The organism is Bacteriovorax sp. As-1 (assembly GCF_058446905.1).
In genome coordinates this window covers 2557492-2583423 of record NZ_CP184341.1, presented here as the reverse complement: position 1 = coordinate 2583423, position 25932 = coordinate 2557492, and the positions used below count along the sequence as shown (strand labels likewise).

Here is a 25932-nt window from a genome sequence, read left to right as displayed (position 1 = left end):
CCAAGGAGGACTGTATGGTACAAGAAAAAAAATTCCATCAACAACCGCAAAGAAACAAAGAAGAGTTCGCCGGACAATCTAAAACAACACAACGTCCGGAAATTGACCTGCCATTAAAAGGCGGTCGCTCAGAATCAGATCTTTCATCAAAAAACCAACCTAAAAAAGATGAAAGAAGCTCATTCGATAAACCCGTTCGCAAGTAATCAGCTTAAATCAAATTATTTGATCTAAGCTGAGCGGGCAGGCCTAGGGGTTATTTATTGATGATACCTAAGCCTGCCTTTTCACAACTCTCCCAATGAAATTTGGCAAATTGGCCGTCTAATTTTTAGACATCCACCATGGATTTCTTTCAACTAAGCTAAGACCATGACCTTTTAGTGTAGACTGAGTTTCAAATGAAAACTCTACTACCTAAAATGATTCTGGTGCTGGGAATCCTTACGCTTTTCCAAGGATGCTCATCTGTTAAAACGACAAAAAACTCGAAGGGTAAATACGCCCGCGAGAAGTTTGGGAACTTTGATAAGGTCTACATTCCAAATGAAGCTCCACTTATCGCTCAGATGATTTCCATCGTACAGCCTGAACTGGAAGTCAACGCTCGTAACAAGATTGCCAATGACATCCACCACGCAATAAAAAAGCACAAAGTTGAACCACAAATCATCGTGGCCCTTATAGATACCGAAAGCAATTTCCAGTACAACAAAGTTTCTTCCACTGGAGACCTCTCATTGGGGCAAGTCAACGTAGACGTTTGGAATGCTGAATTTAAAAGGATGAAACTTCCCTTGATACAAAAAGATCTTCTCGTAACGGAAGATCAAGGCTACGCCATGGAGAAGATGGCGCAAATCTTGAACATTCTAAAGTCCCGCCACTCGAAAAGAGACAGGCGCTGGTACGCCCGTTATCATTCCAATACAACTAAGTACAAAATGGATTACCTTCGAAAAATTGAAGTGCGCATGAAGATGCTTTCTCAGGCAAGATTAGTGTCGACGGAAAAATCCCTAGCACTTTCAAACCAAATTGCCCCAAGCAATTAAAGTCATTTTTACTTACATCGAATTAAAACAATTAATTAGCTATCACATCAACTTCGGCATGATATTTGAAAATAACCTCCTAGAATAGGAGGAATTATGGGCCAAGATTCTCATTCCCAAATCGACATTACAATAAACGAAAAAGTTAAAGGCCTCCCTGGACTCTTTGGGCTACAGCTTGAAGAGCAGGCACCTTACGAAATCTTAAAAGTCGATGGAGGGATTGAAATCCGCTCCTATAAGCCTCAGACGAGGGCCTCTATATCAGTGACAGGGGAATTTAAAGAAGCTTATAAAGAGGCCTTTAGTGGCCTTGCAGGCTATATTTTTGGCAACAATAAGTCAGGGGAAAAGATACAGATGACCACTCCAGTTCTCTTGCAAGAAACTGCATCAAAAGAGTGGACTATGTCGATTATCCTTCCTCAGCAGTTTATTACTCAAACTGCACCAAAACCAGAGGACAATAGAATTCTTATTGAAGACTATCCGCTCCACCTGTTGGCAAGTATTAGCTATGCAGGAATTAACAATGAAGAAAAGATAAACGAGTATAGCGGGATATTAAAGAAGTGGCTTAAAAAGCGCCCTTGGTATATTCCTTTGAGCGATTTTAAAACGGCCCAATATGATGGGCCGTTAACAATACCTTTTTTTAGAAAAAACGAAATTCACATCAATGTGAAACACATCCACTAGCGGTTGCCATTGACGTCGTCACGGTTGCCGCCGCCAGTTCTTTGTACCTGAGCATTCTTCTGAACAGCGATCTTCACTGTCTCCCCATACTCTCTTCTGAACATCTGCTTAATCGAAGCATCGCTTTGAGCAGTTTGTCTGAATTTATCCAGGATGTGCAGCTGATCTGCACACTTTAAACAAATCCATTCAGCATCTGTCGTTGGGTTTCTGTGTTTATAAAACTCTACATCAGGGCGAACCTGGTTGCAGTTTTCACAAAAGTTTCTTTGAACCTGGTGAGAAACAGATTCTGTAATGTCTTTCTTCGCAACCTTCTCGCGGTCATTTTGTTTTTTTACCGGCTCAGTGGCCTTCATTCCAGCTTTTAATAGTGCATCTTTTAAACTTGCCATAATCCCCTTCTCACAATGAAATTTACGCTACTATCATAGCTATTCCCTAAAATTTGTTCAAGAGATGAGCCAGCTATGCGTTAATTATTTTTGCCACATTACCTGACTAAATTGCCTCAAATGTTCCTTATTTTCCAGTAAAAATCTCCCAATTTATTGGCCTCGCCTTTGCTCTATCAAATGATTGGAGTCTTATGGAGGTCGTCATGAACCAAGAAAAAGTGACTCTCGACATTCCTTTTAGTGAAAAACTCAAAGGCATCCCAGGTTTTTTTGGGATCCGATTAGGTGAGGGGCCCGTCTATGAGGTGGTCTGTACTGAAGGAGACAAAGAAATCAGAAAATACAATTCCTTCATTCTCGCCTCAGTTACGATTAACGGTAACTTCGAAGAGGCCAAGAAGGAGGCTTTCGCATGCCTAGCTTCCTACATTTTTGGCCAAAACAAAGACCATAAACACTTAAAGATGACCTCGCCAGTACTTCAGGAAGAAACCAACGACTATATCCCCATGACCTCTCCTATTTATCAGGAGCCTAATTCAAATGGCTGGACCATGTCGTTTGTGCTTCCGCAAAAGTACAACCTGGCCACTGCGCCAACTCCTAAAGACAATAGAATCCTCTTGCATAAAAGCCCTGAGCGCATGGTGGCTTCACTGCGCTACTCTGGGGTTAACGATCAGGAGAAGATCAAGAAATTTTCTGCTGAGCTGGTTCAATGGATCAGCAAAAGTGATCTCTTTTTCCCGGTGGGCGATATTCAAATTGCTCAATATGACGGACCAACCACAATTCCTTTTTTAAGAAGAAATGAAGTCCATGTTGAAGTGAAACATTTTATTTAATAGGCCTATAAATGACTGACCCATATAAAATTTTAGGTGTTGAGAAAACCGCAACTCTCGATGACATCAAAAAATCCTACCGCAAGCTCGCCAAAAAATATCACCCGGATTTAAACCCAGGCAATAAAGAGGCTGAAAAAAAATTTAAAGAAATCTCTCATGCCTTTGATCAGATCGGAACAGAAGAATCTAAAGCGAAATTTGACCGCGGAGAAACAGACGAACATCGCCAGCACGAATATGAACAATACCGTACAAACCGCGGTGCCAATGGAAATCATCGCTACTCTTCTTCCTATAGTTCTGATTATGACCCAGAAGATCTCTTTGAGAGTCTTTTTGGAAACCGCAGAGGTCATGGCCGGTTTACTTCTGAGGGTATGAACTTCGCGGGAGAAGATGTGCTCTATCAAATGGAAGTAGACTTTGTAGAAGCGGCCCTGGGGGGAGAAAAAGTCATCACTCTTCCCAATGGAAAAAAACTTCAGGTCAAAATCCCGGCAGGAATTGAAGAAGGTAAAAAATTAAAGTTTAAGGGCATGGGCTCTCCCGGTGTTGGCTCAGGTCCGGCCGGCGATGCTTACATTCAAATTTCAATAAAACCACTCGCTGGTTTTACCCGCATAGAAAATGATATTCACTCCGAAGTGCCTATTAGTTTCTTTGAAGCTATTCATGGTGCAGAAATTGAAATCCCTACGATCGATGGGAACGTCATGCTCAAAGTTCCGGCGGGAGTTTCCAGCGGCTCTAAGCTGCGAATCAAGCACAAAGGAGCCGGCCCTAAAGAAAATCGTGGCAATCAAATCGTCACTTTAAAAATTGTGATTCCGAAACATGTGGCACCGGAACTACAAAAGGCCATCACAGAGTTAGAAAAAAAATATTCCTATAACCCGAGGGTCCACACATGAAGCTTCCACTAAGAAGAAATCTCGATGACGTCTCCAAAATATGTGGGCTCGAGACTGATACGATCATTCATTTTATTCAGGAGGAGTGGGTTTCCCCTATTGATATCAAACTTAAAATGCTCGATGAAGAGGATATTTGCAGGATTCTTTTAATTCACGATCTGCAGGAGAAATTCGGAGTCAACGACGAAGCCATTCCTGTTATTCTTCATCTGGTAGATCAACTCAATTATGTCATTCAAAATTCGAAAAGAGACACCATATAAAAAAACAGGCCTTGAAAAATCAAGGCCTGCTATAAGTCACTCACGTTTGAAATGGGTCATTACCCTGAGATGTCGGTAAAAATTGTGCTCCCGTGGAACTCGCCTTCTCTTAAGATGGGGTGAGAATCGATGGCGATGACAGGATCGCAATGATGCTATCGGCACCTAGATTTTTATCCTAGTTCCAATTATCGTTTTTTATCACAATCGTTCGGTCTTAAGAGACCTACGTATGGAGAGCTTGATAAAAATCCTGTTCTTCATTTTTAAACTCAAGTTAATTTACTTCTCGATCAATTCAATCTCAAAAGATCGACAAGCACTCGCACTCTTTTTATCTCCTTTTTGAGAGCGAGCTCCCACTATTTAAAGAGCATAAATCATGCCATTGTGCTTCCTTAAAATGCGCTCTCTTAGACACTGTAACAAAAAACTTCATGAGGAATTTTTCCTCTCAAAATGCCTTAGAAAGCGGCACTGATTTTGTAAGAGATTTTATGGAATTTCACGCAGGAGGAAAAGATGGAAACAGAAGTCAATGCAATACCCAAAGGTTTAAGAACAGTTACTCCCTATATCATTGTCAGTGATCCAAAAAAGGCACTGGATTTTTATGAGAAAGCACTTGGGGCAAAAATTATTTCAAAAGTCGAAATCCCACAAGGACAAATTGCTCATGCCGAATTCAAAGTTGGAGACTCTATCATCATGATGGCCGGTGATGACCCAGGCATGCATCTTTCCCCTCAAACGGGAGAATACCGCTCAGTGAGCTTCATGGTGTATGTTCCAGACGTGGATGTGGCCGCTGAAAAGGCCATGGCGGCAGGAATGAAAATGGTAAAAGAAGTTCGCGATCAATTCTATGGAGACCGCACCGGAACCTTTGAAGACCCATTTGGACATATATGGACACTCGGAACACACACCGAAGACCTCACTCCCGACGAAATCAAAGAACGTGCACAGAGAGTGTATTCATAAGAGGAAGCCCCTTTAGAGGGGCTTTTTTACAAAAGCAAAGGCCCTCGCCTTCCAGCCATTTTTTTCATAAAACTTGATGCCACTAGCATTTTCCAAAACAGCGCACAGTCTCAGTCCATCAGTGCAATGAAGCTCCCGTGCCTTTTCTTCCGCGTAAGCTAAAAGTTGAGCTCCATATCCTTTAGATTTTTCAACAGAAACCAAGTCATCAATATAGAGATGCCTTCCTCTTACAAAATCATAAAGAATTCTATAGCCCATCAGCGCCAGTATTTTTTCATTCTCCACTAATGCAACCATTTCATATTGATCACTAGCATGAGCTTCCTGGTAAATGGACTGGAATTCTTCAAAACTTAAATGAGGTCTAAGTTCTTTGAGTACCGGGAAAAACAATTTTAAATCTTCAGTATTTTTAGCGGTTTTATATCTCATAAGATGAAGCTAACACCAAAAAAGGAAAAATTTAAGCCTAAACCTTGACACCCAAAAAAGGGCCTCCATCTTTTAGGTGTAACGAGATCCACAAGGAGGATTTATGAGAAATAAAGCATTAATCAATTTGTTACAACCTAATTACTCTCCGTTTTTCTTTGACCAAATATTTGACGACACTACTCAAAGCGCGGCCTACAGAAATTTCCGCGAAAGCGAGGAAGCTTATCTTACAACAATCGATATGCCGGGGGTTAACTCGTCCGACATTGCCATTGATATGGAAGAAAATATTATCCGAGTAAGTGCAGAGAGAAAGGATGCCTATGACAAAGAAACTGTCGTGCGCAAATACGACTACATCATCAATATTCCAAAGAATGTTGATAGAGAGAAAATTTCTGCGCATTATGAGAATGGCGTGTTGAATTTAGCGCTTCATAAAACCGTCCAAGACAAGGCCAAAAAGAAAATCACCATCTCTACGGGTGAAAGGCCAAAATCCTGGAGCGATTTTTTGAACTTCAAAAAAAATGAAGCTGTTGACGGTCAAGAAGCAAAGACTGTTAATTAATCCCCCGATTCCAGGCCCTGCATTCGCGGGGCCTTTGTTTAACAATCAATCACCTCTTGCAACCTCGATAACGTCTGATAGTAATTCATGCCCAGGAAGAGCAACTTCATAAGTCAGTGCTGTTTCCCCGATTGGGTTGTAGTTAATCCATAGCGTACAGTGTGCTACTTGATTATTTAATGGATGGCATTCGTTATTGATACGGGCCTTTGATTTTACAGCGTCTTTATAAATTGAAGCGACTGTCTCATATGAGTGAACATCACCCACTAAAGTCGTTCCTTTTGTATTTAGAAGCGCCTGTAGAGCATTCTCGTTTAGACTGCCAGCGAAAGCTGAAGACGAAAGACCAAGGGCAAGTGTTAACGCAAAAAGTGTTTTCATAGTGTAAATCTCCATTTGTGAAAGTATTAATAACACAGAAATGGGTTACCATTCGATAACCTGTAAACTTTACTTAAAGAATCCCGTTTACATTGGAAAATTACCCTCATAATCTATTAAAACTATGAAATATGTTATCGAAACCCAAGACCTGATGAGGGTCTATAAAACTTACCAGAAGCCCGAAGGTCTGGTGAACTCCATCAAAGGGATCTGGGAGCGAAAGTACGACTCTAAGATCGCTTTAAATAAGACTTCAATTAAAATCGAATCAGGAAAGATTATTGGTCTGGTCGGCGCCAACGGGGCCGGAAAAACCACACTTTTAAAGATCCTTTCAGGACTAGTTACTCCAAGTTCCGGAGAAGCTAAGGTTTTAGGGTACAGGCCTTGGGAGCGCAAAAACGAATTCTTAAGCCAGATGAGTATTCTTCTGGGACAAAAGAACCAATTGTGGTGGGATATCTCACCGGTGGATTCGTACGCCCTGCTCGCGCGCATTTACGACCTGGATATTGTTAAGACCAGAAAGCGCGTCGATGAATTGGCGACGATGCTTGATTGCAAACACGTTTTAACAACACAGCTAAGAAGACTCTCTCTTGGTGAAAGAATGAAGATGGAAATCATCGGAGCTCTTTTACATGAGCCTAAAATTCTCTTTTTAGATGAACCGACGATTGGTCTGGATATTGTCGCTCAGGAAAACATCAGAAACTTCCTTTCAAATTACGTGAAAGAAAAAGAGCCGACAGTTATTTTAACCAGCCACTACATGGACGATATCGCGACTCTGGCCGATAGCCTGCTTTTAATTTCTAAAGGCAATATCGTTTACCAGGGAACGGTAGAAGAATTTACTAACAATACTAACAGTGAACTCGCACACGACGAGAAGGTCGATTTTGAAGAAGTCATTCGCCGTTTTCTTGAAACGGAATCTCGCATTCGCTAATCTGGCCGTCGTCACCAATTTAGAATACCGTCTAAATTACTTTGTCGATGCGCTTGTTCAGCCTATCTTAACAACTGGGATTGAGATCCTTTTATGGATTGCTGTCTTTAAAGGGGCCCATACAGATATGATCGCGGGATTTTCGCGCGAAAGTTATTTGAGTTATGCCCTATGGTCTGCCTTTTTTGCCAGAATTGCCACAAGCTGGATGTATGAATTCAGGATGATCGAAGAAATCAGCTCTGGAACAATTAACAGCTTAATCGTTCGCCCGATGAGTTTTTACGAGTATTACCTTTCGCAGTTAATGGGATATAAAATTGTCACGACAATTATCTCTCTTCTAGTCCCGATTGCCGGTGCTTATATTTTTAACCTTCCGGCCATTTTGTCGAGGTTGCCATTAGCAACTCTGCTTTGTTTTTACTATTTAATCCTGGTTCACACGATCAGTTTTATTATTTCGACGATGGCCTTCCATTTCACAAAGATTTCTTCAATCACTGTCGCGAAGAACTTATTCTTCTGGATTCTTATGGGAGAGCTTTTCCCACTAGACTTACTTCCAGAACCTTTTAAAACGACAATTATTAGTCTTCCATTTGCCAGTGGAGTGTTTGTTCCTGTTGGATACATCACTGGACGCGTAGGCATTGAAACTGTTTATACAGGATTCATCTCTGTGACGATTGGACTTGTGGTTCTTAACCTGCTTGGTGCCTACCTTTGGAAAAAAGGCATAGACTCATACGTGGGAACGGGGGCGTAATGTTTCATACACTCAAAAAATACGCTTCACTTTATAAAGCAATGTTTAAGGCGAGCTTTATCGCCGACCTTGAATACCGCGCCAACTTCTTTACCCGCATTCTGACAGACGTTTTCTGGTATGCCGCTCAGATCTTAACTTTCGAAGTGCTTTATCAGCACACTGAAAAAATTGGAGACTGGGACGTTCACCAGATGCGCGTGTTTTTAGGACTACTTTTTGTCATTGATGCTTTCTACATGATTATCATTCATGAGAACTTAGAAAACATTACGGAGAAAGTAAGAAAGGGTGACTTGGATTTACTGCTGGCAAAACCAGTGAACTCGCAGTTCATGCTCACATTACAAAAGGCCAATACGGCCATCTTTGGAAACTTAATCCTGGGAAGCTCGTGGCTGATTTACTCTCTTTCCCAACTTCCAGACTTTAATTACTTCCGTCTTCTTTGGTTGGTGCTTTTAATTCCATGTAGCCTTGCGGTTGTGTATTCGATGCGCTTTATGTTTTCTGCAACAGCTGTTATTTTCACTCGTTCAGAAAATTTACAGTTCTTATGGTGGCAGGTTTACCGCCTGGGGATGAGACCTGATTCAATGTACAATCCGTATATCAAATACGTGATCCTAACACTGATTCCAGTAGGAGTTATCGTCAGTATTCCAGCAAGAGCTCTGCTTAATCCGCCTGACTTGAACTACCTTCTTTGGCCGGTGGTATTAGTTCCTATTTTAATCTATGGAACTCACCGCTTTTGGAATTTCGCACTCAAGTTTTACTCGAGTGCGAGTTCGTAATTTTTTAGTCGTTATACAAGTAAGTGCCAGTCGTGCCATCGCAAGACACTTCGATTCCTACGTAGCAGTCTGAACCAGCATAACATGTCCACTTAGCTAGAACGCCCGTGACATACTTGCCTTCGTTTTCAGAAAATTGCATTCCTTGGATGTACTCGCGTACTGTTTGGCGTGGAACCCAGAAAGATGATTTGTCTTTAAGTTCTTTGCGAAGAGCTTCGAAATTTGAATTGGCAGCAACAACTGCTTCTTCTTTAGTGATACAGCGGAAAAAATCAGCGGCCTCAACGTTTGCTGTTGATACGAGAACTAATGCAGAAAGACCAAGAAATAGTTTCATAAGCACCTCACTTTAGTTGTTCTACTAATCTGTTTCGGCGCTCTTGTACCCTGAAAAAGGGAACTTTCATAGTCAGAATTTTGTTAAATTACTTCAGGATCTTTTTTCGTTTAGCCGTAAAGGTCCACCAAGGAACGGGTTTCCCCCCTTCCATAAAGTCCACTGCGGCCATTAACGTGTCACAAACACATGGGTCATGTCTTTGCCCCATGATTTTTTCAAGCTTGCGATATAAAGCGATAGGGTCTTTCCCAATGAGTTGTTTAGGTTTTGTGATGCCTAGCAGGTTAAGATCCTTAACAAAGGCCTTCCCAATATTTGGAATTTGCTCCAAGGTCAGCGCCTCATCTGCTTTTTTTGCTTTCATCAATGCCTCGCTATAAAACTTTTCAACTTCCAATGCCTACTCTAAACTAATTGTTCAACACTATCATCTGGAAAAACGTGTGATCATTGCAAAATCTCTTAAAAAAACTTTCGGCGATTTCACTGCTGTCAACGGCATCGACCTTCATGTTAAAAAGGGCGAATGTTTTGGTCTTTTAGGGCCTAACGGTGCAGGGAAATCTACATTTATTGGCATGACCTATGGAACGGTTAGACGAACAGGAGGAGAACTCTCTGTTTTTGGTTTTGACCCCAACTCTCAGTCGCGCGAAATCAAAGGACGCTTAGGTGTAGTGACTCAAGACAATGCTCTTGATGAGAGCTTAACTGTTTTTGAAAATATGATGATCTATTGTGCTTTTATCGGAGTTCCAAGCTCTGAAAGAAAAAAGCGCATCAATGATTTACTTGAATACATGAATCTTGCTCACAAAAAAGATGCTCTTATTCAAACACTTTCAGGTGGGATGAAGAGGCGTTTAGTTTTTGTGCGCGCTCTTTTAGGTAAACCAGAACTGCTTATTCTTGATGAACCAACAACGGGGCTTGATCCGGCCGTGCGCCATCTACTTTGGGGAAAAGTGCGCGAGCTTCATCAAAACGGAACAACAATTGTGCTAACCACTCACTACATGCATGAAGCAGAAGTGCTTTGTAACCGCCTGGTGATTATGAATCAAGGAAATGTGGCCGCAGAAGGCTCACCTCAAAGCATGATCAACCAACATACTCCAGGTTATGTGGGAATTTTTAGATTAGAAGATAAAAAGAAACTCGAAGATATTGCCAGCAAGGCCGGACACTTAGATTACCATGAGGATACTTCCGGGCTTTATTTAAGAACAAAGTCTCTTTCAGACTTAACTGCCTTTCACTCAGACCATGGGCTTTCTCCCCTGCAAATCAGACCTTCTAACCTTGAAGATGTTTTCTTAAAGTTAACAGGTCAGGAGTTATCATCAGATGCTTAGTACACTGCAATTATGTTTTCATATCACCAGAAGAAACTGGATCGTTTATAAAAAAGACCTGGTGGCAAATATTTCACCAACAGTGGCCGATCCCGCTTTAGTTTTAGTTTCACTAGGTCTTGGGCTTGGTTCTTTTATTACTAATGTGGAAGGGATGAGCTATATGCAATTCCTTGCTCCAGGCTTAACCGTTGCTACCGCACTCTTCACATCATTCTTTGAAAGTAGTTATGGATTTTATGTCCGCATGACTTACGAAAATGTTTATAAAGCAATGCTTACAACTCCTATCGGAGTCAAAGAAGTTGTGATCGGCGAAATGGTTTGGGTGGGATTAAAAGGCGCTGTCATGGCCGTCGGTGTAGCGATTGTCCTTGCCCTCTTTGGGCTTATGACTAACCCTTGGCTAATCCCAGCTCTGGCCTCTGTTGGTTTTTTAGTGGCACTTCCTTGTGGGGCCATGGGGCTTTTATCTTCAGCAATGGTTAACAACATCAATCAATTTCAAACGGTCTATTCGTTTTTAATTGCTCCCCTTTATTTCCTTTCAGGAATCTTCTTTCCCATTTCGGAAATGCATCAGGCAGTAAGATGGGCAGCTGAGTTTTTTCCACTTATCCATGGTGTGAGACTGGCACAGGCACTTTTTTGGGAACGTGGAATTGGGGAAGCGTTTTTATACAGCGGAAGTATTCTGGTTCTCCAGAGCGCGATTCTCTGCGCCCTGGCCTACTCACAGATTAAGAAGAAGCTTATCAACTAGTTATTCAACCTTGGTCGTGCGATTAATGATATCTTTTAGATCTCTATAACGTACGGCCGGGGCCGCTTTCTCATCAAATTTTTTAACATCAGCAGCTGAGTCTTGTTTTGCTACCTTCTTATCTTTTTCTTTCTTCACGTCAGCTTTAAACTCTCCAACCTTTCCTTTGACAACTGTCTTATATACAGGAGTTCCGTCTTCATTAAGGAGAATTTTTCCGTCAACAACTTCTGGGATAATCTGCTTAACCATTCCGTTTTCTTCAATATAAAAAGGTTTACCAGACTCTGCATAAATTAAATCTTTAATCGTCTGATTCATTTTCGCATTTGTAACACCATCCATCTTTGTCAGGACGATAGCATCACTTCTGTCTCCATCATCTGAGCCGCTGCGGTTGATTGAAGATGCCCCTCTGCTCACACTTCCACCACCATCATCACCTCTGCCTGGTGAAGAATCACGACTGGCAACACTTCTTGAAGCTCCAGAGGATCTCGGCGCAGAAGTCATCAGTGCGGAACTCTCTCTTTCTCTATAATTTTCTCGAGATTCATCTGAGTAATCCCCATCTTGCTCCGGACGATAGCTGTTTCCACCCACGACCTTCTGAGTTGCAACTTTTTTTGCTTCCTGGTCTTCTACTTTTTTCTTGTTCATTTCAACCAGTGCATTGCGAGCACTCTTTAACTCTGCAATTAAAGAGCTTTCACTGTCACTCGAAGAGGCCGTCGCCGTTTCTTTTTTCTCTTCAGTGGCTTTCTCCCCTTCCGAAGCACGTTTTTGGGCCTTGGCCAGTCTCTCTTCCAGATCCGAGATCTTTCCAATCATCTGGTTGTATTGAGTTTTATTGCTCTCTACTTCTTTAGTTGGCTCAGCTAATCTTCCAGAGGCAGCTATATAGGCATTAGGATCGTTGATTATCTGCTGTGCCGGCACTTGCGGCTCTTGTGCCTTAGGACCTGTTATCATATTAGATTTTTGAGCAAGTGAATAACTATCCATTGCTGATTTTAAAGCTTCACTATCCGAAGAGTGAGATGAAGTGCGAACTCCAGAGTCCGCATTATCAGATTTACTTGCTGAACCTCTATAGCTTGAGCCATTTTCACCATCAATACCCTTTTTATACACTTCAGGTAAAGCTGCATTTCTAGAAAAACTTCTCACAAGAAGTAGGTCATCTCCTCTCTCTTTTTCTCTATTTTCGCTAAAGCCTTTAGAAGAAATTAATTTAAGGTCTTTATCTGATTTGGTAAATGTCCCGTTACTATCGATTACAAGAGATAGTTTTTTATTACCCTTTAGATGATCCTGCTTGAACGATGCCCCATTGGCATCAGTGAATAAATCCTGTCCCATCGAAAGATCGATCTCTGTTTGAAGAATCCCTTCTTTAGAAGTGAAAAGGTTAAACGTATTACATCGAGCCACATTATAAGTCAGCTCTTCATAACTAATCATCGCATTATTGATACTTGGTTTGCGGAAGAGCATTTTATCAAATTCTCTTTTCTCGACGGTAACAGTTGTACCAATAGAAATCTCATCGACTGCCTGACAAAGTTTTGCCATGGTGTTGATGTTTCCACATTTCTTTTCAAGAATTGATTTCGCTTCACTCTTTCTAAGGTTTTCCAAGTCCACTAGGATTTGTAGAGAATTTTTATGTTCATTATTCTTGATATAGCTTAAAAGACCTTCGGCAATCGGATCCCTGCCTAAGTTTGCCTTAGTAATCACTGAGCGGTCATAATAGTTTCTTAACACTGGATCGGCGGCCATGTAGTTCGCGTAAATATGATCCATCGTGAGAGCGACTCGCTTTTCAGGTGTCAATGATGAATCGGCCAGGATCAGGGCAATTTTATTCAGAATGTCGGTGTCTCTGATCATTGTATCACCAGCTCGCTGATGACTTAACTCGGAGATATAACCTTTTAACTGACTATTGGATGGAGCCTCATTTCTCGGAGTCTTTTTAATATAATCGAGGTATTCAAAATTACATCCCATCTCTGGGATTCGACAAAAGTTCTGTGCCTGCGCAAACCCTTCATCAATAATTTGCGTATTGCATTTTTTTCCATCTGACTCAGGTATATCCAGGACATCTTGCTTACACGTTTCAGGAATAAATTCCGGCCCGTACTTGTTAGATGCATAAATTCTGAGAGTTTCATAATCAATAATCTGATTAATACCACTCTTTGAAGTCAAAGCAATGGCCTCTTTTGCCACTTGCAGTCTCGCCTTCTTAAAGGCAACAGAAGCATCACTAGACCTATAATCAAGTTTATTTTTTAAACATCCGGCCAGGTTAAGACAAATCTCCGGAGTCAGCTCCTTACTTTTTTCAAATTTTTCTACAGCATCACACTGGAATTTTATAAGTGGAGCATTGATGATGCCTAAAGAATTATTTTCAAGGCTAGTTGAAAGTGTATCTCTATTGCATCCAGCTTTTGCATTTCTAAAACTTTCTACAAATTCATCTTCAAAATCTGCTGTCACTCTAAAATTGGCCACGGGGTCCCCTCCACCTATAAAGACCGGCCTTTTTTTAACAAAATCATTTCCCTTTCCAAAAGTCGATAATTTTTTTTCTGTTTTAAAGCCAACTAATGAAGTGGGTTCTTCAGCATGAAGTGGAATGGTTACAAAAAATAATAGAACAAGTAGAGTGTTCGTTTTCATACTAAAATTATCGGTGTTATTCTGATATAACTTTACGTAGACAACTTCCATTTATAGATAGGGGGGCCATAAGGCCTCCCTATGATAAATGTTTCCCTAAGGTAAACGGGACTTATTTCCTCTAACTTTGCCTTCGTACCTATAGAGAACTTTAGGCCAAGGCGACAAAAGCTAAACAACATTCCCTATCTCATTTTTTTCTAAAGATATTTTATAGAAAAAATCTATTTATATAAGTGAGCTAAATTCCATGAGACTTATCACTTTTCCATCCCTGCCCTCCACCCTTAACGGTGCCCCTGAAAGCTCTTTTTCGCCAATCACCATTGAAGAAAACGGGCGAAGCTTACTGCCTAAAACGATCCTTTTAGAAAGACTGCTCCCCAGGCGATGATCTATTTTTACTCGAACTCCTTTTTCCATTAACTCCCTGGCAATTTCATTAGCTTTAATGGCCGCTTCTTCAGAAAGAGGAAAGATGAGTAGCTCTATTGGGGAAAGAAATCGCGGAAGCCTTCCATCAAAATACTCCAATAACATAGCGATAAATCTTTCATGGCTACCAAGAGGAGCGCGGTGAATGATCCAAGGTCTCTTCATCTTCCCCTCTTTATCAACGTACTCAAGATTAAATCTCTCTTTTTGTGCAGAAATAAAATCTAATTGCACAGACCCCATCGACTCTTCCCTGATTCCTTCATCACTAAAGAACTTCATCTGCACATCAATCTTTGGGCCATAAAAAGCGGCCTCACCAATAGCCTCAAAGTAATCCAATTTCAATTCAATCAAGGCCGACCGTAAGATGTCTTCGGCCTTAATCCACACTTCCCTGTCTCCTAAAAAATCTTTTGAATCTGGGTCTTGTTTAGAAAGACGGTAACGATAACCTTCCAGCCCCAATTCTTTATAACATTCCTCATGTAAACGTAGGACTCTGATAATCTCATCCTTAGAATGTTCTACTGAAACATAAATGTGTGCATCGTTTTGGCAAAGGCCTCGGACTCTTGAGATTCCCCTCAGAGAACCACTGGCCTCATGACGATAGACTTGTCCATACTCGGCCAGTCTTAAAGGAAGCTCGCGGTAACTGCGGGGCCTGGATGAAAACATTTTGTGGTGATGAGGGCAATTCATCGGACGAAGGTAATACTCAAGGTTTTCCACTTTAATCGCAGGAAACATATCCTCTTGATAAAAACGCAAGTGGCCACTCTTTTCATAAAGTTCGGCTTTGGCCATATGAGGACTGGAAACTCTTTCATAACCAGCAAGAAACTCCTTTCGTTTAATAAACTTCTCTAACTCTTCCTTTATAATACACCCATTGGGCAACCACATTGGAAGTCCAGCACCTACGGCTTCTTCAAAAAAATAAAGCTCCATCTCCACCGATAATTTACGGTGGTCAAATAAATAAGACATAAAAAACTCCACACAGGTTAAAATCTGTTTAGACTAAATTAATAAATAGAATAATGAATACTCTTGTCCCGGCGAAAAATCCGGGTGCAAAAAATGAATGTCCCCTTACGGGGTGGTGATGGTAGAGAAACTGAATGGAAGATAGATGACTTCACTCATAAAAGTGATCATAACATCATTATTTTTTGTCTTCAAGCCACTCTAGTTTTTTGACAGCCTGATTAATTGATTGGCCCTGTCTCTTAACGTCTCAATCAAAGTCTCACGTTGAGAATCGGTCATCTTATTAAGAATACTAGTAACGAGTGCAATAACTTGTCTGTCTTTTTCGTTGGTCAGTTTAGAATAGGCCGGCTCTCTCATGGACTCATAACGAGTAAAAAGTCCTTCCACAAATTTCCCTCTGGCGCCTAGATCAGGAAAGACGCGGACAAATTCATGGGCCAATAGCTGGCGGTTATAAACTTTCTCATTAATATGAGAAGGCGTATTATGGACATAACTCTCAAGTTCTTTTTTCTGAGCAGATGTTAAACCTCCCAACCACGAATCTAAATGTTTTTTCATCCTTTTGTAATTATCTCTTTCACTATCATCTTCTTTTATATCTCGCATTTTTTTATCAAACTCTTTTTGGAAGACATTGACCTGAGAAGCTTCGAGTTTTCCGGAGAAGGTCACGGCTTCCGGAGAAAAAATTCTTAGCCCGTTATAAAAGAGATTGCGAACGCGTTCATAGCTTAACTGGACGGTGGCGATATCAAAAGTCTTTTGGGAATTCACAATGTCTGCATTTCGTATAAGCTCTGTCGCGAGTTGGGGAAAAATGGTCTTTTTAACTATATCAATATCTCTCTTTAATGCCTTTTTTAACCACTTTGATTGGTCGCGGGTTAGGTCAAAATAGTCATCTGCTTTGTTTTGCACGTAGGTGTCTGCAAAATAAACAGCTAAATCTATTCGGGAACAAGCATTGAGACAAAGAATGAGGGCAAGGAATAAAATGATTTTCTTCATAGCATACCTCACTATTTAATAAGCAATACTGATGCCTTTTTTAAAAATACCTCTTTTATTTGGTTGCGTACTTGCCTGAGAAACTGGAAACTTTTTTCTAAAGAAGAGATGAACTAAGTACTCATTTTTTCCAAAATTAGATTTCCACTGTTTTGGAGTTAAAAAAGAAAAGAATGAAGCTAAAAAATTTCATGTTTCCTTAGGAGTTATCCCTGAAAAATCTTAGCATCTCACAAATCGTAATAAAAGGGCGGCTATTGCCACCCTTTATACTTTTGTCGGCTTTCAACCGAACGTTTTTTCCAGACCTTGCGTTGCTCGGCCATGAGCCATTTGTTGGTTTTGCGCATTTCATGGCCAACTTCTCGTTGAATCTTTTGGTAGCTTTTCCATCTTTCAGAAAGAAGCTCCCCCTCATCGAGCGCCTTTAAAACCGCGCAACCTACTTCTGTCTGATGATGACAGTTATTAAAACGACACTGACCGATCAACTCTTCGATATCTCCAAATTGATAAGAAAGCCCTTCCTGGTGATCAGAAAATTGCAGCTCCCTCATCCCCGGAGTGTCGATAATGAGTCCGCCGTAGACACATTCATACATCGCTCGTGATGTAGTGGTATGCCTTCCTTTATCATCATCGGCGCGCACTGCTTGAGTGGCGATGACTTCTTTGCCAATAAGAAAATTCACTAATGTTGATTTTCCTACTCCTGAGGATCCGACGATCACAGACGTTTTTCCAGATCCTAAGTAACGGCGAAGAAAACTTGCTTCTTCAAATTGATCCTTTGCCAAAGCGTGCACCCAAACATTCGGGCATCTCGCCTCAACTCCAAGAATGATATTGTCGATATCTTCTTCTAAGTCGGCCTTAGTTAATAAGATCACCGGTTCCGCTTTTGACTCCCATGCAAACGTCAGGTAGCGCTCAAGTCTTCCAAAATTCAAATCACTATTAACCGATGTGGCGATAAAAACATAATCCACATTACTGGCCAAAATTTGAATTTCAGAAACTTCACCCACTTTCTTTCTTTGTAGAATATTTTTTCTCTCAAAAATAAAATGGATCACGCCACTTGGATCACATAAAACCCAATCTCCCACTGCGGGGTAATCCACGCGAGAGATGGCCTCGTACTGCATTTTTCCCGAGACTTTAGCCTGGATAAAATGTACTTTATCAGTTTGAATCCGATAAAGGTTTCTCTCTTCATTGATCACGCGACCAATGACGAGATTGTTTTTTAAAACGGCCGGGCACTGACTTTCAAAAAAGTCTTCCCAGCCATAGGAAGTTAAAAACTCCCTTTGGAAACTAGTCATGAATACTCCTTAAGTTAAGTTATAAAAACTAAAACGACTTAAGGACCCTGCTATTTGAATTTGATTAGAAAACGAATGAGCGAAGGCCCTTTTTTGTGATTACATTCAACATACAGACCTCCTCTTGGTGACGGGTTGATCCCGTGGTGATGAGCTTAAGATAATTTATTTTTAAATTCCGGTCAAGGGTCTAAAAAATCTTCTCTCTGATTTCCCAATAATACTTCTGCTTACGAGCAATTATATACATCGGAAGACGGAAACTTTTTTGCTGTTTGATCACATCAGAAGCATTGTTAATGATAAGTGATTTTTCTGGCAAGCGGTTGTGCATGCGCGTGAAATTAAAATAAAAAGCGCGGGCCTCTTCAGGAGTGTTTAAATAAAACATTTCACTTAAAAACTCTCCGTCGAGATCGTAATAACGAACTTCGACTCTTTCGTTGCCCTTTTTATCGTAACCTTTGGTGAAGGTCATGGTGTCAGGTTTCATGATGTGGGCGTCTTTTAATGACATGGCCTCTTTGAGTTTGTTGTCAGTGTCGACCAACATATGCTGACATTCTGTGCAGACACGGGCAGCAATGTCTTGTTCAGCTCCACACTGGTCACATCTTTTAAAACGAAAGCGGTATCCACACACTTCGATCTCTCCAGTCACCGGGTCTTCATGAGCACCTTTGCACTTTCTTCCAAAATGCTCAACGATCTCTTCGTGCTCAACAATTCCCCAGAAGTCATTGTGGTGTCCACACTGTGGGCAAAGGATATCGACAATCACTGAATTGGAGGTCGGTTTATCGTCATCAATCTCAGGAGAAAAGATATCGTGCCCGACTCCCGTGTAGTCTAGAATTAAGCAGTCTGTTTTCCCAGGACTCAGGCGCAGTCCGCGGCCGACGATCTGCTGGTACAAACTCACCGACTCTGTCGGACGTAAAATAGCGATGACATCGACGTGAGGGGCATCAAACCCTGTAGTTAAGACAGAGACATTGACCAAAAATTTTATTTTCTTTAATTTAAAGTCATGGATGATTTCATCGCGCTCTCTCATCTCCGTTTCACCGGTCACCATCGCTGAGCCAATGGGAAGAAGTGAGAGAATTTCGCGGGCGTGGTTAACCGAACTGGTGAAAATCATCACTCCCTGTCGGTCCTTGGCCATTTCAATGATGTTGGCAATAATAGTCGGAGTGATTCTTTTTTGGTCTTTTAAAACGCTTTCAATCTCTTTTGAAGAGTATCTTCCGTCTTTCAATTCGAGGCTAGAAAAATCATAGCAGGCCACCGGCGCATCAATCTTGATTGGAGGAGTGAGAAATTTATTTTTAATCATGTAGCCGATAGAAAGCTCATAAATACATTTTTTAAAGAAGCGCTCTTCTGTTGTTCGCAAATCTTCTTTAGGTTCATGCAGCTGATAAATCCACCCTAGTCCCAGGCGATAAGGAGTTGCTGTAAGACCTAAAATACAAAGAGAGGGATTTTTTTCTTTAAGTTTAGTGATAACCTGAAAGTACTGCGTGCTTCCTTCCATCGAAACGCGGTGGCATTCATCAATGATTAGCAATGAAAAGCTTCCAAAAAAATCGTCACCAGCATTCGCGACAGACTGGATGCTTCCAAAAATAACTTTTTCTTCAATATCTTTACGGTTAAGACCTGCAGAAAAAATCCCGGCAGAAAGTTCATAACTTTCATACTTGGCATGATTTTGTTCAACGAGTTCTTTTACGTGGGCGAGAACCAACACGCGACCGCGCGCCACGCGGGCAAGCTCAGCGATCACTAAACTTTTCCCGGCCCCTGTTGGCAGAACAATCACAGCAGGGTGATTGTCCTTTTTAAAGTGGCTGATGGCCGAAGCCACGGCCTCTTCTTGGTAAGGTCTTAATTTATACATTAGTTAACAAAGATCGCCTTGATAAAGTAACCAACTGTCTGAGCATTTTCTTTAGTTTGCATCGTAAGTGGTAGACCGAGGCGGTTATTAGAATCCAGGTTCATATTTCCAATCCCTTGATCTTCTGAAACCGGGAAACTTAAAAACCAACCATCTGGAGTTTTAGTGATTCTATAAACATTAATTTTTTTGCTACCTAGATAAACATCTTCATAGACTAGCCATTCCGTGTTGGCGCCGTCAAAAACAATCGATGGTTCGCCTGTACCTGCAAAAGAGAATTGGGCCTTTTTTAAATAATCATCAACTGCATTTTGAATGAAGTCTGGGGTCGCAGGAAAACTTGTTTCTGTTTTTTGACAGATTGATTCCTTTTGGCTTTTTCTGATACAAGTAAAGCCGGTCTTTTTTAATTCTTTAATACGCGCTTGGCCCTCTTTACTAATATGATTTAAGGTTTCAGCTGTGCGCTTCTTGGTAAGGATCACTTCCCTACTGTATGAGTATGTGCCTGTTGGACGATAGAGAAGCTCTTCCCCAAAGACTAAAGTTGAAAGCATTGCAAAGGCCAATAAAGTAATTTTTTTCATGCGAAATCGTAACATGACCCTTTTCAGAAAGTCTCGAATTCAATCATTATTTTGCAAATTGCCCAGTAGAAATGGGAGAATTGCCCCTTCTTCTCCAATAAGCATAAAGAGAAACTGGTTCTCAAAAGTCGAAATCATGAAATGATCAACACTTAGTTCTGAGTTACTTAAGTCACTTGTCATAACCCCTCCTTGGTTTTTCTCAAATTGCAAGGGGAAGGCCAATGGCATATCTAATGCATTATATTTTTCTAACGGAGGTCAATGTGGACATCATTGAAGAAATTAAATGTATCGGTGAAAAAATAGAGGCTTGGTATAAGAATATAGGCAGAACAGCCGAAGAAAAAAGAAATGCACAAGATCATACCATGACTGAAGAAGAGATGTTAGATCAAGCAAGTCTGGAAAGTTTTCCGGCCAGTGATCCGCCTGGATATCATTCCAAATCGACTAAAGATAAAAAATCTCACTGCCATTAAATATGGCATCAAACATTACATCAAACACTATTAGAGACATAGATGGATGTTTTAGCGACAGAGGGTTGAGAAATATTTTTTACCACTTCAGCCGCCAGGTAGTCTTCTGAAAACCGGGCAATATCAGACAGAGAAACAATTCCGCAGCAGTTTTCTTTGTCATCCAAAACTGGCAAACGTCGAATCTGGTTGTCTTGCATGATCTGGCAACAATCTTCAATTGTCGTTGTCTTTTTTACACTGATTGCAGGATAAGACATACACTCTTCAGCACTCATCGATAAAGGATTGAGCCCTAAGGCAACAGCGCGGTTGCAGATATCGCGGTCAGTAATCACTCCCAGCATTTTTTTACCTGACAGGCTGTAGACCACAGGGATTTCTCCACAATCAAATTTGCGCATAAGTTGTGCGACTTCTACTAAGCTCATCTCAGGTGTCGCGCAAGCTGGATTTTTTGTCATAATTTCTTGAACTAATCTCATAGGTCCCTCCAATGAGCTTAGAGATGTTCATGAATTATTGAATGCAATGAAAGTGCCGCAGTTGCTAAGTCGGAGGATTCCAGGGAAGCTCGACATAAAAAGTAGATCCTTCGCCTACAGTACTTTCGGCCCAGATCCTTCCGTTGTGAGCAGCAATGATTTGATTAGCGATGTAGAGCCCCAGCCCCAGCCCTTTGGTTTGTTGTTTCTCAGAAGCGCGCTCAAAACGGTCAAAAATGCGCTCCATTGATGATTTCTCAATACCAATTCCATGATCTTTTACGCTGAAAATAATTTTGTTTCCTTTGCACTCTAAAGCAAGCGCAATAGGCTTTCCTTCGCCATAGCGAATGGCATTGTTGATCAGGTTGCTTATGACCTGTTCAATGCGCATGCTATCCCATTCTCCGACAACATGAGTGCAGCCTGTAATTTTAAATTCAGGATATTCAAGTCCTGCCACTTTAAAATGCGGATCCATTCGGATGACAACTTCTTTGACAAACTGAGCGAGGTCAAAAACTTCTTTTTTAATAGTCAATTTACCTGAACGAATGCGGGCCACATCCAACATGTCATCAATCAAACGAGTAAGGCGAGAAACTTGTTTTTCCGTGTGATCTGAAAAACGCCTGATACGAGCCTCTTCAAAAGCTTTAGGATTGCCACTTACTATATCGCGTTTTAGAAGTTGAGATTGAATTTTTAAACTAGTCAGTGGTGTGTTGAGCTCGTGAGATGAAATAGAAAGAAAGTCATCCCGAACGATGATGGCCTCATTAAGTTTTTGCTCCAGCCTTTTACTTTCATTAATATCGATAAAAGAAACGGCAATCCCTTGATTAAAAGGATAGGCCCAGACTTGATACCATCTTCCAAAATCTGGAAAATAACCGATGATCGAAGCGTTTTCTCCCTGGTGCATGGCCTTATGATAGGCTTCTTCAAAAACACTTCCGCGCAATTTTGGAAACACTTCCCAAATGGTGTAACCAATGAGTTCTTCAATTTCCATTTTCATCAAGGCCAATGCCGACGGATTAATATAATCAACAACCCAATTTTTATCCATAGATAAAAATGGCATCGGGGCCGCTTCAAGTAGAATCCTGAATTTTTCTTCATTGCGGGATAAGGCTTTTTTGTTCAAAACCTCACTGGTTGTATTGATAACAGTATCGAGCACTCCCCCAACTGTTCCATCTGCATTTCTAATTGGACAATAAGTAAAACTAAAATAGCGCTGAACCATGCAACCATTGTAATTGATCGTCATCGGATGATCATCAAAACGTACATTTTCTCCATTGAAAACACGTTCAAATAAAGGAGCAATCTCTTCCCATAATTCAGACCAGGTCACACTCGGAGTAGAACCGAGGGCCTTTGGATGTTTATCCCCAAGGAGTTCTAGATAAGCATCGTTATAAAACTGGATAAGGTTTTCCCCCCATACGATGTACATGGGAAACTTGTTTTCCAACATAATTCCCAAAGCTGTGATCAAATTCACCGGCCACTTCGATGGGTCACCCATTGGTGTCGATTGCCAATCAAAAGTCGCAATTCTTTTTCCCATCTCTCCTGCATGGGCCAAATGATTGAGACACTTGTTTTCGCGAATTATGTTCATAGTACGTTTTTATCGCAAAAAAGAGACCTGCACAAATAATGTTTTGGGATAAACACAATGACCTACTCGTGGCATCAATTAACATATGACGGCTTAGTGATTGCATAAAAAAAGCTGGGAAATACAAAATGAAAAAGGAGTTTTTTATGACCCGTAAAGCAGACACAATTTCTTACAAAGAATTTAATAAACTAACTAATCCAAAAGGCGATCAAGTGACACCGGAAGGCGTATTGTTTGATGACGAAAATATTAATAGCCTGGAAGAAACTCTGATGGGTATGGAATACGACGTCGAAGATCTTGATGAACTTGAGGATGAAGAAGACAATGAAATCATGTTGGAAGCATCGGGCGAAGAAGATGAAGAAGACCTGATTGCTGATCGAAATGATGAAGTAGATGAAAGTGCTTATTACCGAGACAGGCATTTATAAAAAGGCCACAACCGTGGCCTTTCTTTTACATTAACATTTTAGTTAGTTTTTCCCTTTCTACAATTCCAGTCATATGACCGTTCATATCGACAACGGGAATGGAGTCCATTTGATTTTGCCTCATCACATTGAGACATTCTTCATAGCTGGAGTTTTCTGCTACAACAGCAGGGATGCTTCTCATGCATTCAACTGCACTTGTATCCGAAGGCATTGCTCCGTGCTCAATGGCCTCTGAGGCCATGTCTTCCAAACTAACCACTCCAATGGGATGGCGGTCTTTTTCAGAATCTAATACCAAGAGCTCCTTGTAATCGTATTTTTTTAGAAGGTGCTTAATTTCTGCAATTCTTGTCTCCGACGTACAAAACATCGGATCATCGTTCATAATCTCTGTCACCTGATTCATATAAACTCCTAGACGTTTTTCTTTTTCCAGTTATTGGGATCTTTTTGCGAGGATGGATTTTTGGGATTGTTTTTTAAAGTGTCTTTTCTTTTTAAGTCACCACCATACTCTGGCATTTCATTAGATGTCGCATCGGCTTTGCGCTGTTGATCTGGAATCCAGTCATCCTCCAGATTCTTGTCGAGTCCTCTTTGGCGATTATTTTCTTTAACTATATTCATACATCCTCCTTGAAGGCGGCACCGTTCATATTCATATAGTGAATTGCAGTATTCATGCCGCAATACTTGAGTTGTTATTTAAAGAGTTTGCTATTATTTAGCTGGGGCGATTTTCCCTGCTTATTTTTTTAAAAGGATCTTTTCCGTGATGATTCCACATAGATGACCTTGTTTATCAATCACTGGAACTTGCTCTATGTCATTCATGATCATAAGTTTCAAACATTCATCAACTGTTGAATCTTCATCGACAGCTCGGGTGTCTTTTGACATGCATTCAATAACCTTCTCAGCACTTGTCGTAAGATCGGAAATACTTACAATCCCTATTATTTTTTTATCTTCAAGGCTATTGACCACGGGGATTTTAGAGCATTCATATTTCTCCATTATAAGTTTTGAATCTTCGATCTTTGTCACAGGTGTGCAACACACTAAATCTTTGATCATCACTTCGCTTACCTTATCCACATAACCTCCTCTTGTTTGGTAGCCTTGCTATAATTGCAATACGTATACCAAGCAAATTTCGCAGTATTTTCTATTTGGCATCCTACGTGCAATTTGTTTTAACGGGAAGCGAAGTGATGAGGTTGAATTGAAGCCCTTCGCGCAAGAGATGAACTTCCAGATGTTCTGGACAAGGCGGACGTAATAGTCCTACAAAAAGACCGGATCCAGACTAAAAAGGAGACGATAATTTCATTAACTATCGAGACTCAAAAAGTTCATCGACCTTTGTTCCCATTATCAATAGAAGCCACCCTTTTGGGGTGGCTTTTTTAATTGAGGTGGTGTTAAATTTATGGATATGAATGACATTAATAATCTAAAAAAAGAACTTGATATCAAGATCCACGCGCTCTTTAAAGACAATCAGGCGTACTTGGATTACCTACTGCAAACAAAGAAAAATTTTCTTTACCGTTACCTGGAAACATCGACGGATAAAGATATTAAAATCGTCAGCAGTAATGAAAAAACACTACTGGCCCAAAGTTACGAAAGTAATATGGGAGATGCCTTTAAGATTGCCGATCTTGATGTCAAAGAAGGAATCAAGAACCTGGCAAAGAGTGTTCCGCGCGAACAAAAGCCGCAAGTACAGTACTCGCTTAAAACAACTCTTGAAGAACTGCGCGGAGACAACGGTAAGATTGTCATTGAATCAAAAATTAACTGGGGCTTTCCAGAGTTTAATGACAGCAAAGGAAACTTCAAAAAGAAACAGGTGGTGTTTGAATACCACGATCCGAATGTCTTTAGAAAAGAGCTCGCTCTTAAATACGAAGAGGCTTGTGAGCTTTTTAATTAGTCTTTTTCATTAATACAAACACCGCTGAGTAATCACAAAGCGGTGTTGAATCATTATCCATAAAAACTTTTGCTTTTAATTGAATCTTTCCAAAACCATTAGTGCCAATTTTCTTTTTAAACTCACTCCACTCAGCAGGAATGATTTCGGCCTTTACTTTAAAATCGCGATCAACAGGCTTCAGGTACCTGATTTTGCCTTCGCCAATCACCAGGTCAAAATCTTCCAGTTGATGAGCCGTTTGCAATGAATACATAAGTCCGTAACAAGCAGATGTGCAAACGGAATACAAACTTCCACCAAAAACAGTTCCTTTATGATTGTGATTCGGCGCCAATGGCACTGAGGCAATACAAGAGTCTGTTTTAAATTCATCAAAGATGACTCCCATTTGTTTTACAATGGGGATTTCCACTTCGATGATTGATTGAATGTCTGCCGTGTGCAT

General features: G+C 40.8%; 34 protein-coding genes. 16 read left to right on the top strand and 18 right to left on the bottom strand.

Going from position 1 to position 25932, the window contains the following annotated elements:
* Positions 1-14 precede the first annotated feature (14 nt).
* The 3 genes from ACN20O_RS13075 (at position 15) to ACN20O_RS13065 (ending at position 1754) form a co-directional block, all read left to right on the top strand.
* Positions 15-206: a hypothetical protein gene (locus ACN20O_RS13075; RefSeq protein ID WP_491634367.1), complete on the top strand. Its 192-nt coding sequence runs from the start codon at positions 15-17 to the stop codon at positions 204-206.
* Between the two features lie 195 nt (positions 207-401).
* A complete protein-coding gene (locus ACN20O_RS13070; protein ID WP_491634366.1) occupies positions 402-1055 on the top strand; it encodes a transglycosylase SLT domain-containing protein in 654 nt (217 codons plus the stop codon).
* 96 nt (positions 1056-1151) lie between these two features.
* A complete protein-coding gene (locus tag ACN20O_RS13065; protein WP_491634365.1) occupies positions 1152-1754 on the top strand; it encodes an SOUL family heme-binding protein in 603 nt (200 codons plus the stop codon).
* On the opposite strand, the gene ACN20O_RS13060 is transcribed toward ACN20O_RS13065, so the two are convergent.
* Complete coding sequence (locus tag ACN20O_RS13060) at positions 1751-2149, bottom strand: hypothetical protein (RefSeq protein ID WP_491634364.1); 399 nt, start codon at positions 2147-2149, stop codon at positions 1751-1753. The two genes, ACN20O_RS13065 and ACN20O_RS13060, sit on opposite strands and share 4 nt — an antisense overlap.
* A gap of 206 nt (positions 2150-2355) precedes the next feature.
* Here ACN20O_RS13060 and ACN20O_RS13055 point away from each other — a divergent pair, with 206 nt between their 5' ends.
* The 4 genes from ACN20O_RS13055 (at position 2356) to ACN20O_RS13040 (ending at position 5161) form a co-directional block, all read left to right on the top strand.
* Entirely contained in the window at positions 2356-2997 is a 642-nt protein-coding gene (locus ACN20O_RS13055; RefSeq protein WP_491634363.1) for an SOUL family heme-binding protein, read from the top strand.
* 11 nt (positions 2998-3008) lie between these two features.
* A complete protein-coding gene (locus tag ACN20O_RS13050) occupies positions 3009-3911 on the top strand; it encodes a DnaJ C-terminal domain-containing protein (protein WP_491634362.1) in 903 nt (300 codons plus the stop codon).
* Positions 3908-4177 (top strand): chaperone modulator CbpM, encoded by a 270-nt coding sequence (locus ACN20O_RS13045; RefSeq protein WP_491634361.1) that lies wholly within the window; start codon positions 3908-3910, stop codon positions 4175-4177. Before ACN20O_RS13050 ends, ACN20O_RS13045 begins: the two co-directional genes overlap by 4 nt.
* A 522-nt stretch (positions 4178-4699) precedes the next feature.
* Positions 4700-5161: a VOC family protein gene (locus ACN20O_RS13040; RefSeq protein WP_491634360.1), complete on the top strand. Its 462-nt coding sequence runs from the start codon at positions 4700-4702 to the stop codon at positions 5159-5161.
* 12 nt (positions 5162-5173) lie between these two features.
* On the opposite strand, the gene ACN20O_RS13035 is transcribed toward ACN20O_RS13040, so the two are convergent.
* Positions 5174-5596: a GNAT family N-acetyltransferase gene (locus tag ACN20O_RS13035; RefSeq protein WP_491634359.1), complete on the bottom strand. Its 423-nt coding sequence runs from the start codon at positions 5594-5596 to the stop codon at positions 5174-5176.
* 103 nt (positions 5597-5699) lie between these two features.
* On the opposite strand from ACN20O_RS13035, the gene ACN20O_RS13030 reads away from it, so the two are divergent.
* Positions 5700-6170, top strand: coding sequence for an Hsp20/alpha crystallin family protein (locus ACN20O_RS13030; RefSeq protein WP_491634358.1), 471 nt, complete (start codon positions 5700-5702; stop codon positions 6168-6170).
* A 45-nt stretch (positions 6171-6215) separates the two neighbouring features.
* On the opposite strand, the gene ACN20O_RS13025 is transcribed toward ACN20O_RS13030, so the two are convergent.
* Positions 6216-6554, bottom strand: coding sequence for a hypothetical protein (locus tag ACN20O_RS13025; protein WP_491634357.1), 339 nt, complete (start codon positions 6552-6554; stop codon positions 6216-6218).
* A 124-nt stretch (positions 6555-6678) separates the two neighbouring features.
* Between ACN20O_RS13025 and ACN20O_RS13020 the strand changes: the two genes are divergently transcribed.
* Genes ACN20O_RS13020 through ACN20O_RS13010 form a run of 3 tightly spaced genes read left to right on the top strand, consistent with a single transcriptional unit; the run spans position 6679 to position 9075 of the window.
* Positions 6679-7509, top strand: coding sequence for an ATP-binding cassette domain-containing protein (locus ACN20O_RS13020; protein WP_491634356.1), 831 nt, complete (start codon positions 6679-6681; stop codon positions 7507-7509).
* On the top strand, positions 7484-8278 hold the full coding sequence (locus tag ACN20O_RS13015) for an ABC transporter permease (RefSeq protein WP_491634355.1): 795 nt from the start codon (positions 7484-7486) through the stop codon (positions 8276-8278). The genes ACN20O_RS13020 and ACN20O_RS13015 overlap by 26 nt, the downstream gene beginning before the upstream one ends.
* Entirely contained in the window at positions 8278-9075 is a 798-nt protein-coding gene (locus tag ACN20O_RS13010; RefSeq protein ID WP_491634354.1) for an ABC transporter permease, read from the top strand. The genes ACN20O_RS13015 and ACN20O_RS13010 overlap by 1 nt, the downstream gene beginning before the upstream one ends.
* 4 nt (positions 9076-9079) lie before the next feature.
* On the opposite strand, the gene ACN20O_RS13005 is transcribed toward ACN20O_RS13010, so the two are convergent.
* Entirely contained in the window at positions 9080-9415 is a 336-nt protein-coding gene (locus tag ACN20O_RS13005) for a hypothetical protein (RefSeq protein WP_491634353.1), read from the bottom strand.
* A gap of 88 nt (positions 9416-9503) precedes the next feature.
* Positions 9504-9815 (bottom strand): helix-hairpin-helix domain-containing protein, encoded by a 312-nt coding sequence (locus ACN20O_RS13000; protein ID WP_491634352.1) that lies wholly within the window; start codon positions 9813-9815, stop codon positions 9504-9506.
* A gap of 46 nt (positions 9816-9861) precedes the next feature.
* On the opposite strand from ACN20O_RS13000, the gene ACN20O_RS12995 reads away from it, so the two are divergent.
* Positions 9862-10773: an ABC transporter ATP-binding protein gene (locus ACN20O_RS12995; RefSeq protein ID WP_491634351.1), complete on the top strand. Its 912-nt coding sequence runs from the start codon at positions 9862-9864 to the stop codon at positions 10771-10773.
* On the top strand, positions 10766-11536 hold the full coding sequence (locus ACN20O_RS12990) for an ABC transporter permease (protein WP_491634350.1): 771 nt from the start codon (positions 10766-10768) through the stop codon (positions 11534-11536). Before ACN20O_RS12995 ends, ACN20O_RS12990 begins: the two co-directional genes overlap by 8 nt.
* On the opposite strand, the gene ACN20O_RS12985 is transcribed toward ACN20O_RS12990, so the two are convergent.
* The 7 genes from ACN20O_RS12985 to ACN20O_RS12955 form a co-directional block, all read right to left on the bottom strand.
* Positions 11537-14233 (bottom strand): hypothetical protein, encoded by a 2697-nt coding sequence (locus ACN20O_RS12985; RefSeq protein WP_491634349.1) that lies wholly within the window; start codon positions 14231-14233, stop codon positions 11537-11539.
* 228 nt (positions 14234-14461) lie between these two features.
* On the bottom strand, positions 14462-15661 hold the full coding sequence (gene thrS, locus ACN20O_RS12980) for a threonine--tRNA ligase (protein WP_491634348.1): 1200 nt from the start codon (positions 15659-15661) through the stop codon (positions 14462-14464).
* Positions 15662-15862: 201 nt separating this feature from the next.
* Entirely contained in the window at positions 15863-16678 is an 816-nt protein-coding gene (locus ACN20O_RS12975; RefSeq protein WP_491634347.1) for a DUF6279 family lipoprotein, read from the bottom strand.
* Positions 16679-16932: 254 nt separating this feature from the next.
* Positions 16933-18006 carry a ribosome small subunit-dependent GTPase A gene (gene rsgA / locus ACN20O_RS12970; protein ID WP_491634346.1) on the bottom strand — a complete coding sequence of 358 codons (1074 nt, stop codon included), beginning with the start codon at positions 18004-18006 and terminating at the stop codon, positions 16933-16935.
* Positions 18007-18196: 190 nt separating this feature from the next.
* Positions 18197-19912 (bottom strand): DNA repair helicase RadD, encoded by a 1716-nt coding sequence (gene radD, locus ACN20O_RS12965; RefSeq protein WP_491634345.1) that lies wholly within the window; start codon positions 19910-19912, stop codon positions 18197-18199.
* On the bottom strand, positions 19912-20502 hold the full coding sequence (locus ACN20O_RS12960) for a hypothetical protein (RefSeq protein WP_491634344.1): 591 nt from the start codon (positions 20500-20502) through the stop codon (positions 19912-19914). The genes radD and ACN20O_RS12960 overlap by 1 nt, the downstream gene beginning before the upstream one ends.
* 39 nt (positions 20503-20541) lie before the next feature.
* Positions 20542-20685: a hypothetical protein gene (locus ACN20O_RS12955; RefSeq protein WP_491634343.1), complete on the bottom strand. Its 144-nt coding sequence runs from the start codon at positions 20683-20685 to the stop codon at positions 20542-20544.
* A gap of 83 nt (positions 20686-20768) precedes the next feature.
* On the opposite strand from ACN20O_RS12955, the gene ACN20O_RS12950 reads away from it, so the two are divergent.
* Positions 20769-20984: a hypothetical protein gene (locus ACN20O_RS12950; RefSeq protein WP_491634342.1), complete on the top strand. Its 216-nt coding sequence runs from the start codon at positions 20769-20771 to the stop codon at positions 20982-20984.
* A 20-nt stretch (positions 20985-21004) separates the two neighbouring features.
* Here ACN20O_RS12950 and ACN20O_RS12945 read toward each other — a convergent pair whose 3' ends face one another.
* Positions 21005-21469, bottom strand: coding sequence for a CBS domain-containing protein (locus ACN20O_RS12945; protein WP_491634341.1), 465 nt, complete (start codon positions 21467-21469; stop codon positions 21005-21007).
* A gap of 64 nt (positions 21470-21533) precedes the next feature.
* Positions 21534-23102, bottom strand: coding sequence for a PAS domain-containing sensor histidine kinase (locus ACN20O_RS12940; RefSeq protein ID WP_491634340.1), 1569 nt, complete (start codon positions 23100-23102; stop codon positions 21534-21536).
* A gap of 146 nt (positions 23103-23248) precedes the next feature.
* On the opposite strand from ACN20O_RS12940, the gene ACN20O_RS12935 reads away from it, so the two are divergent.
* Entirely contained in the window at positions 23249-23539 is a 291-nt protein-coding gene (locus ACN20O_RS12935; RefSeq protein ID WP_491634339.1) for a hypothetical protein, read from the top strand.
* 25 nt (positions 23540-23564) lie between these two features.
* Here the strand turns inward: ACN20O_RS12935 and ACN20O_RS12930 are convergent, their stop codons facing one another.
* From ACN20O_RS12930 to ACN20O_RS12920, 3 genes are all read right to left on the bottom strand, one after another.
* Complete coding sequence (locus tag ACN20O_RS12930) at positions 23565-23948, bottom strand: CBS domain-containing protein (protein WP_491634338.1); 384 nt, start codon at positions 23946-23948, stop codon at positions 23565-23567.
* 8 nt (positions 23949-23956) lie between these two features.
* Positions 23957-24169, bottom strand: coding sequence for a hypothetical protein (locus tag ACN20O_RS12925; protein WP_491634337.1), 213 nt, complete (start codon positions 24167-24169; stop codon positions 23957-23959).
* Positions 24170-24289: 120 nt separating this feature from the next.
* Positions 24290-24640: a CBS domain-containing protein gene (locus ACN20O_RS12920; protein ID WP_491634336.1), complete on the bottom strand. Its 351-nt coding sequence runs from the start codon at positions 24638-24640 to the stop codon at positions 24290-24292.
* 340 nt (positions 24641-24980) lie between these two features.
* Here ACN20O_RS12920 and ACN20O_RS12915 point away from each other — a divergent pair, with 340 nt between their 5' ends.
* Positions 24981-25484, top strand: a complete 504-nt coding sequence (locus ACN20O_RS12915; protein ID WP_491634335.1) for a hypothetical protein — start codon at positions 24981-24983, stop codon at positions 25482-25484.
* On the opposite strand, the gene ACN20O_RS12910 is transcribed toward ACN20O_RS12915, so the two are convergent.
* Positions 25477-25932 (bottom strand): YiiD C-terminal domain-containing protein, encoded by a 456-nt coding sequence (locus tag ACN20O_RS12910; protein ID WP_491634334.1) that lies wholly within the window; start codon positions 25930-25932, stop codon positions 25477-25479. The genes ACN20O_RS12915 and ACN20O_RS12910 overlap by 8 nt on opposite strands.

Excerpts from the sequence above, each read along its gene's own strand:
- ACN20O_RS12960 (WP_491634344.1), bottom strand. The coding sequence starts at position 20,502 with ATGAAAAAAATTACTTTATTGGCCTTTGCAATGCTTTCAACTTTAGTC.
- ACN20O_RS12925 (WP_491634337.1), bottom strand. The coding sequence starts at position 24,169 with ATGAATATAGTTAAAGAAAATAATCGCCAAAGAGGACTCGACAAGAAT.
- thrS (WP_491634348.1), bottom strand. The coding sequence starts at position 15,661 with ATGTCTTATTTATTTGACCACCGTAAATTATCGGTGGAGATGGAGCTT.
- ACN20O_RS12940 (WP_491634340.1), bottom strand. The coding sequence starts at position 23,102 with ATGAACATAATTCGCGAAAACAAGTGTCTCAATCATTTGGCCCATGCA.
- ACN20O_RS12915 (WP_491634335.1), top strand. The coding sequence starts at position 24,981 with ATGAATGACATTAATAATCTAAAAAAAGAACTTGATATCAAGATCCAC.
- ACN20O_RS12935 (WP_491634339.1), top strand. The coding sequence starts at position 23,249 with ATGACCCGTAAAGCAGACACAATTTCTTACAAAGAATTTAATAAACTA.
- rsgA (WP_491634346.1), bottom strand. The coding sequence starts at position 18,006 with ATGACTAGTTTCCAAAGGGAGTTTTTAACTTCCTATGGCTGGGAAGAC.
- ACN20O_RS13040 (WP_491634360.1), top strand. The coding sequence starts at position 4,700 with ATGGAAACAGAAGTCAATGCAATACCCAAAGGTTTAAGAACAGTTACT.
- ACN20O_RS13075 (WP_491634367.1), top strand. The coding sequence starts at position 15 with ATGGTACAAGAAAAAAAATTCCATCAACAACCGCAAAGAAACAAAGAA.
- ACN20O_RS13005 (WP_491634353.1), bottom strand. The coding sequence starts at position 9,415 with ATGAAACTATTTCTTGGTCTTTCTGCATTAGTTCTCGTATCAACAGCA.
- ACN20O_RS12990 (WP_491634350.1), top strand. The coding sequence starts at position 10,766 with ATGCTTAGTACACTGCAATTATGTTTTCATATCACCAGAAGAAACTGG.
- ACN20O_RS13045 (WP_491634361.1), top strand. The coding sequence starts at position 3,908 with ATGAAGCTTCCACTAAGAAGAAATCTCGATGACGTCTCCAAAATATGT.
- ACN20O_RS13020 (WP_491634356.1), top strand. The coding sequence starts at position 6,679 with ATGAAATATGTTATCGAAACCCAAGACCTGATGAGGGTCTATAAAACT.
- ACN20O_RS13060 (WP_491634364.1), bottom strand. The coding sequence starts at position 2,149 with ATGGCAAGTTTAAAAGATGCACTATTAAAAGCTGGAATGAAGGCCACT.
- ACN20O_RS13035 (WP_491634359.1), bottom strand. The coding sequence starts at position 5,596 with ATGAGATATAAAACCGCTAAAAATACTGAAGATTTAAAATTGTTTTTC.
- ACN20O_RS12955 (WP_491634343.1), bottom strand. The coding sequence starts at position 20,685 with ATGACAAGTGACTTAAGTAACTCAGAACTAAGTGTTGATCATTTCATG.
- ACN20O_RS13025 (WP_491634357.1), bottom strand. The coding sequence starts at position 6,554 with ATGAAAACACTTTTTGCGTTAACACTTGCCCTTGGTCTTTCGTCTTCA.
- ACN20O_RS12910 (WP_491634334.1), bottom strand. The coding sequence starts at position 25,932 with ATGCACACGGCAGACATTCAATCAATCATCGAAGTGGAAATCCCCATT.
- radD (WP_491634345.1), bottom strand. The coding sequence starts at position 19,912 with ATGTATAAATTAAGACCTTACCAAGAAGAGGCCGTGGCTTCGGCCATC.
- ACN20O_RS12985 (WP_491634349.1), bottom strand. The coding sequence starts at position 14,233 with ATGAAAACGAACACTCTACTTGTTCTATTATTTTTTGTAACCATTCCA.
- ACN20O_RS12975 (WP_491634347.1), bottom strand. The coding sequence starts at position 16,678 with ATGAAGAAAATCATTTTATTCCTTGCCCTCATTCTTTGTCTCAATGCT.
- ACN20O_RS13070 (WP_491634366.1), top strand. The coding sequence starts at position 402 with ATGAAAACTCTACTACCTAAAATGATTCTGGTGCTGGGAATCCTTACG.
- ACN20O_RS13055 (WP_491634363.1), top strand. The coding sequence starts at position 2,356 with ATGAACCAAGAAAAAGTGACTCTCGACATTCCTTTTAGTGAAAAACTC.
- ACN20O_RS13065 (WP_491634365.1), top strand. The coding sequence starts at position 1,152 with ATGGGCCAAGATTCTCATTCCCAAATCGACATTACAATAAACGAAAAA.
- ACN20O_RS12945 (WP_491634341.1), bottom strand. The coding sequence starts at position 21,469 with ATGAGATTAGTTCAAGAAATTATGACAAAAAATCCAGCTTGCGCGACA.
- ACN20O_RS12930 (WP_491634338.1), bottom strand. The coding sequence starts at position 23,948 with ATGAATCAGGTGACAGAGATTATGAACGATGATCCGATGTTTTGTACG.
- ACN20O_RS13050 (WP_491634362.1), top strand. The coding sequence starts at position 3,009 with ATGACTGACCCATATAAAATTTTAGGTGTTGAGAAAACCGCAACTCTC.
- ACN20O_RS13030 (WP_491634358.1), top strand. The coding sequence starts at position 5,700 with ATGAGAAATAAAGCATTAATCAATTTGTTACAACCTAATTACTCTCCG.
- ACN20O_RS13010 (WP_491634354.1), top strand. The coding sequence starts at position 8,278 with ATGTTTCATACACTCAAAAAATACGCTTCACTTTATAAAGCAATGTTT.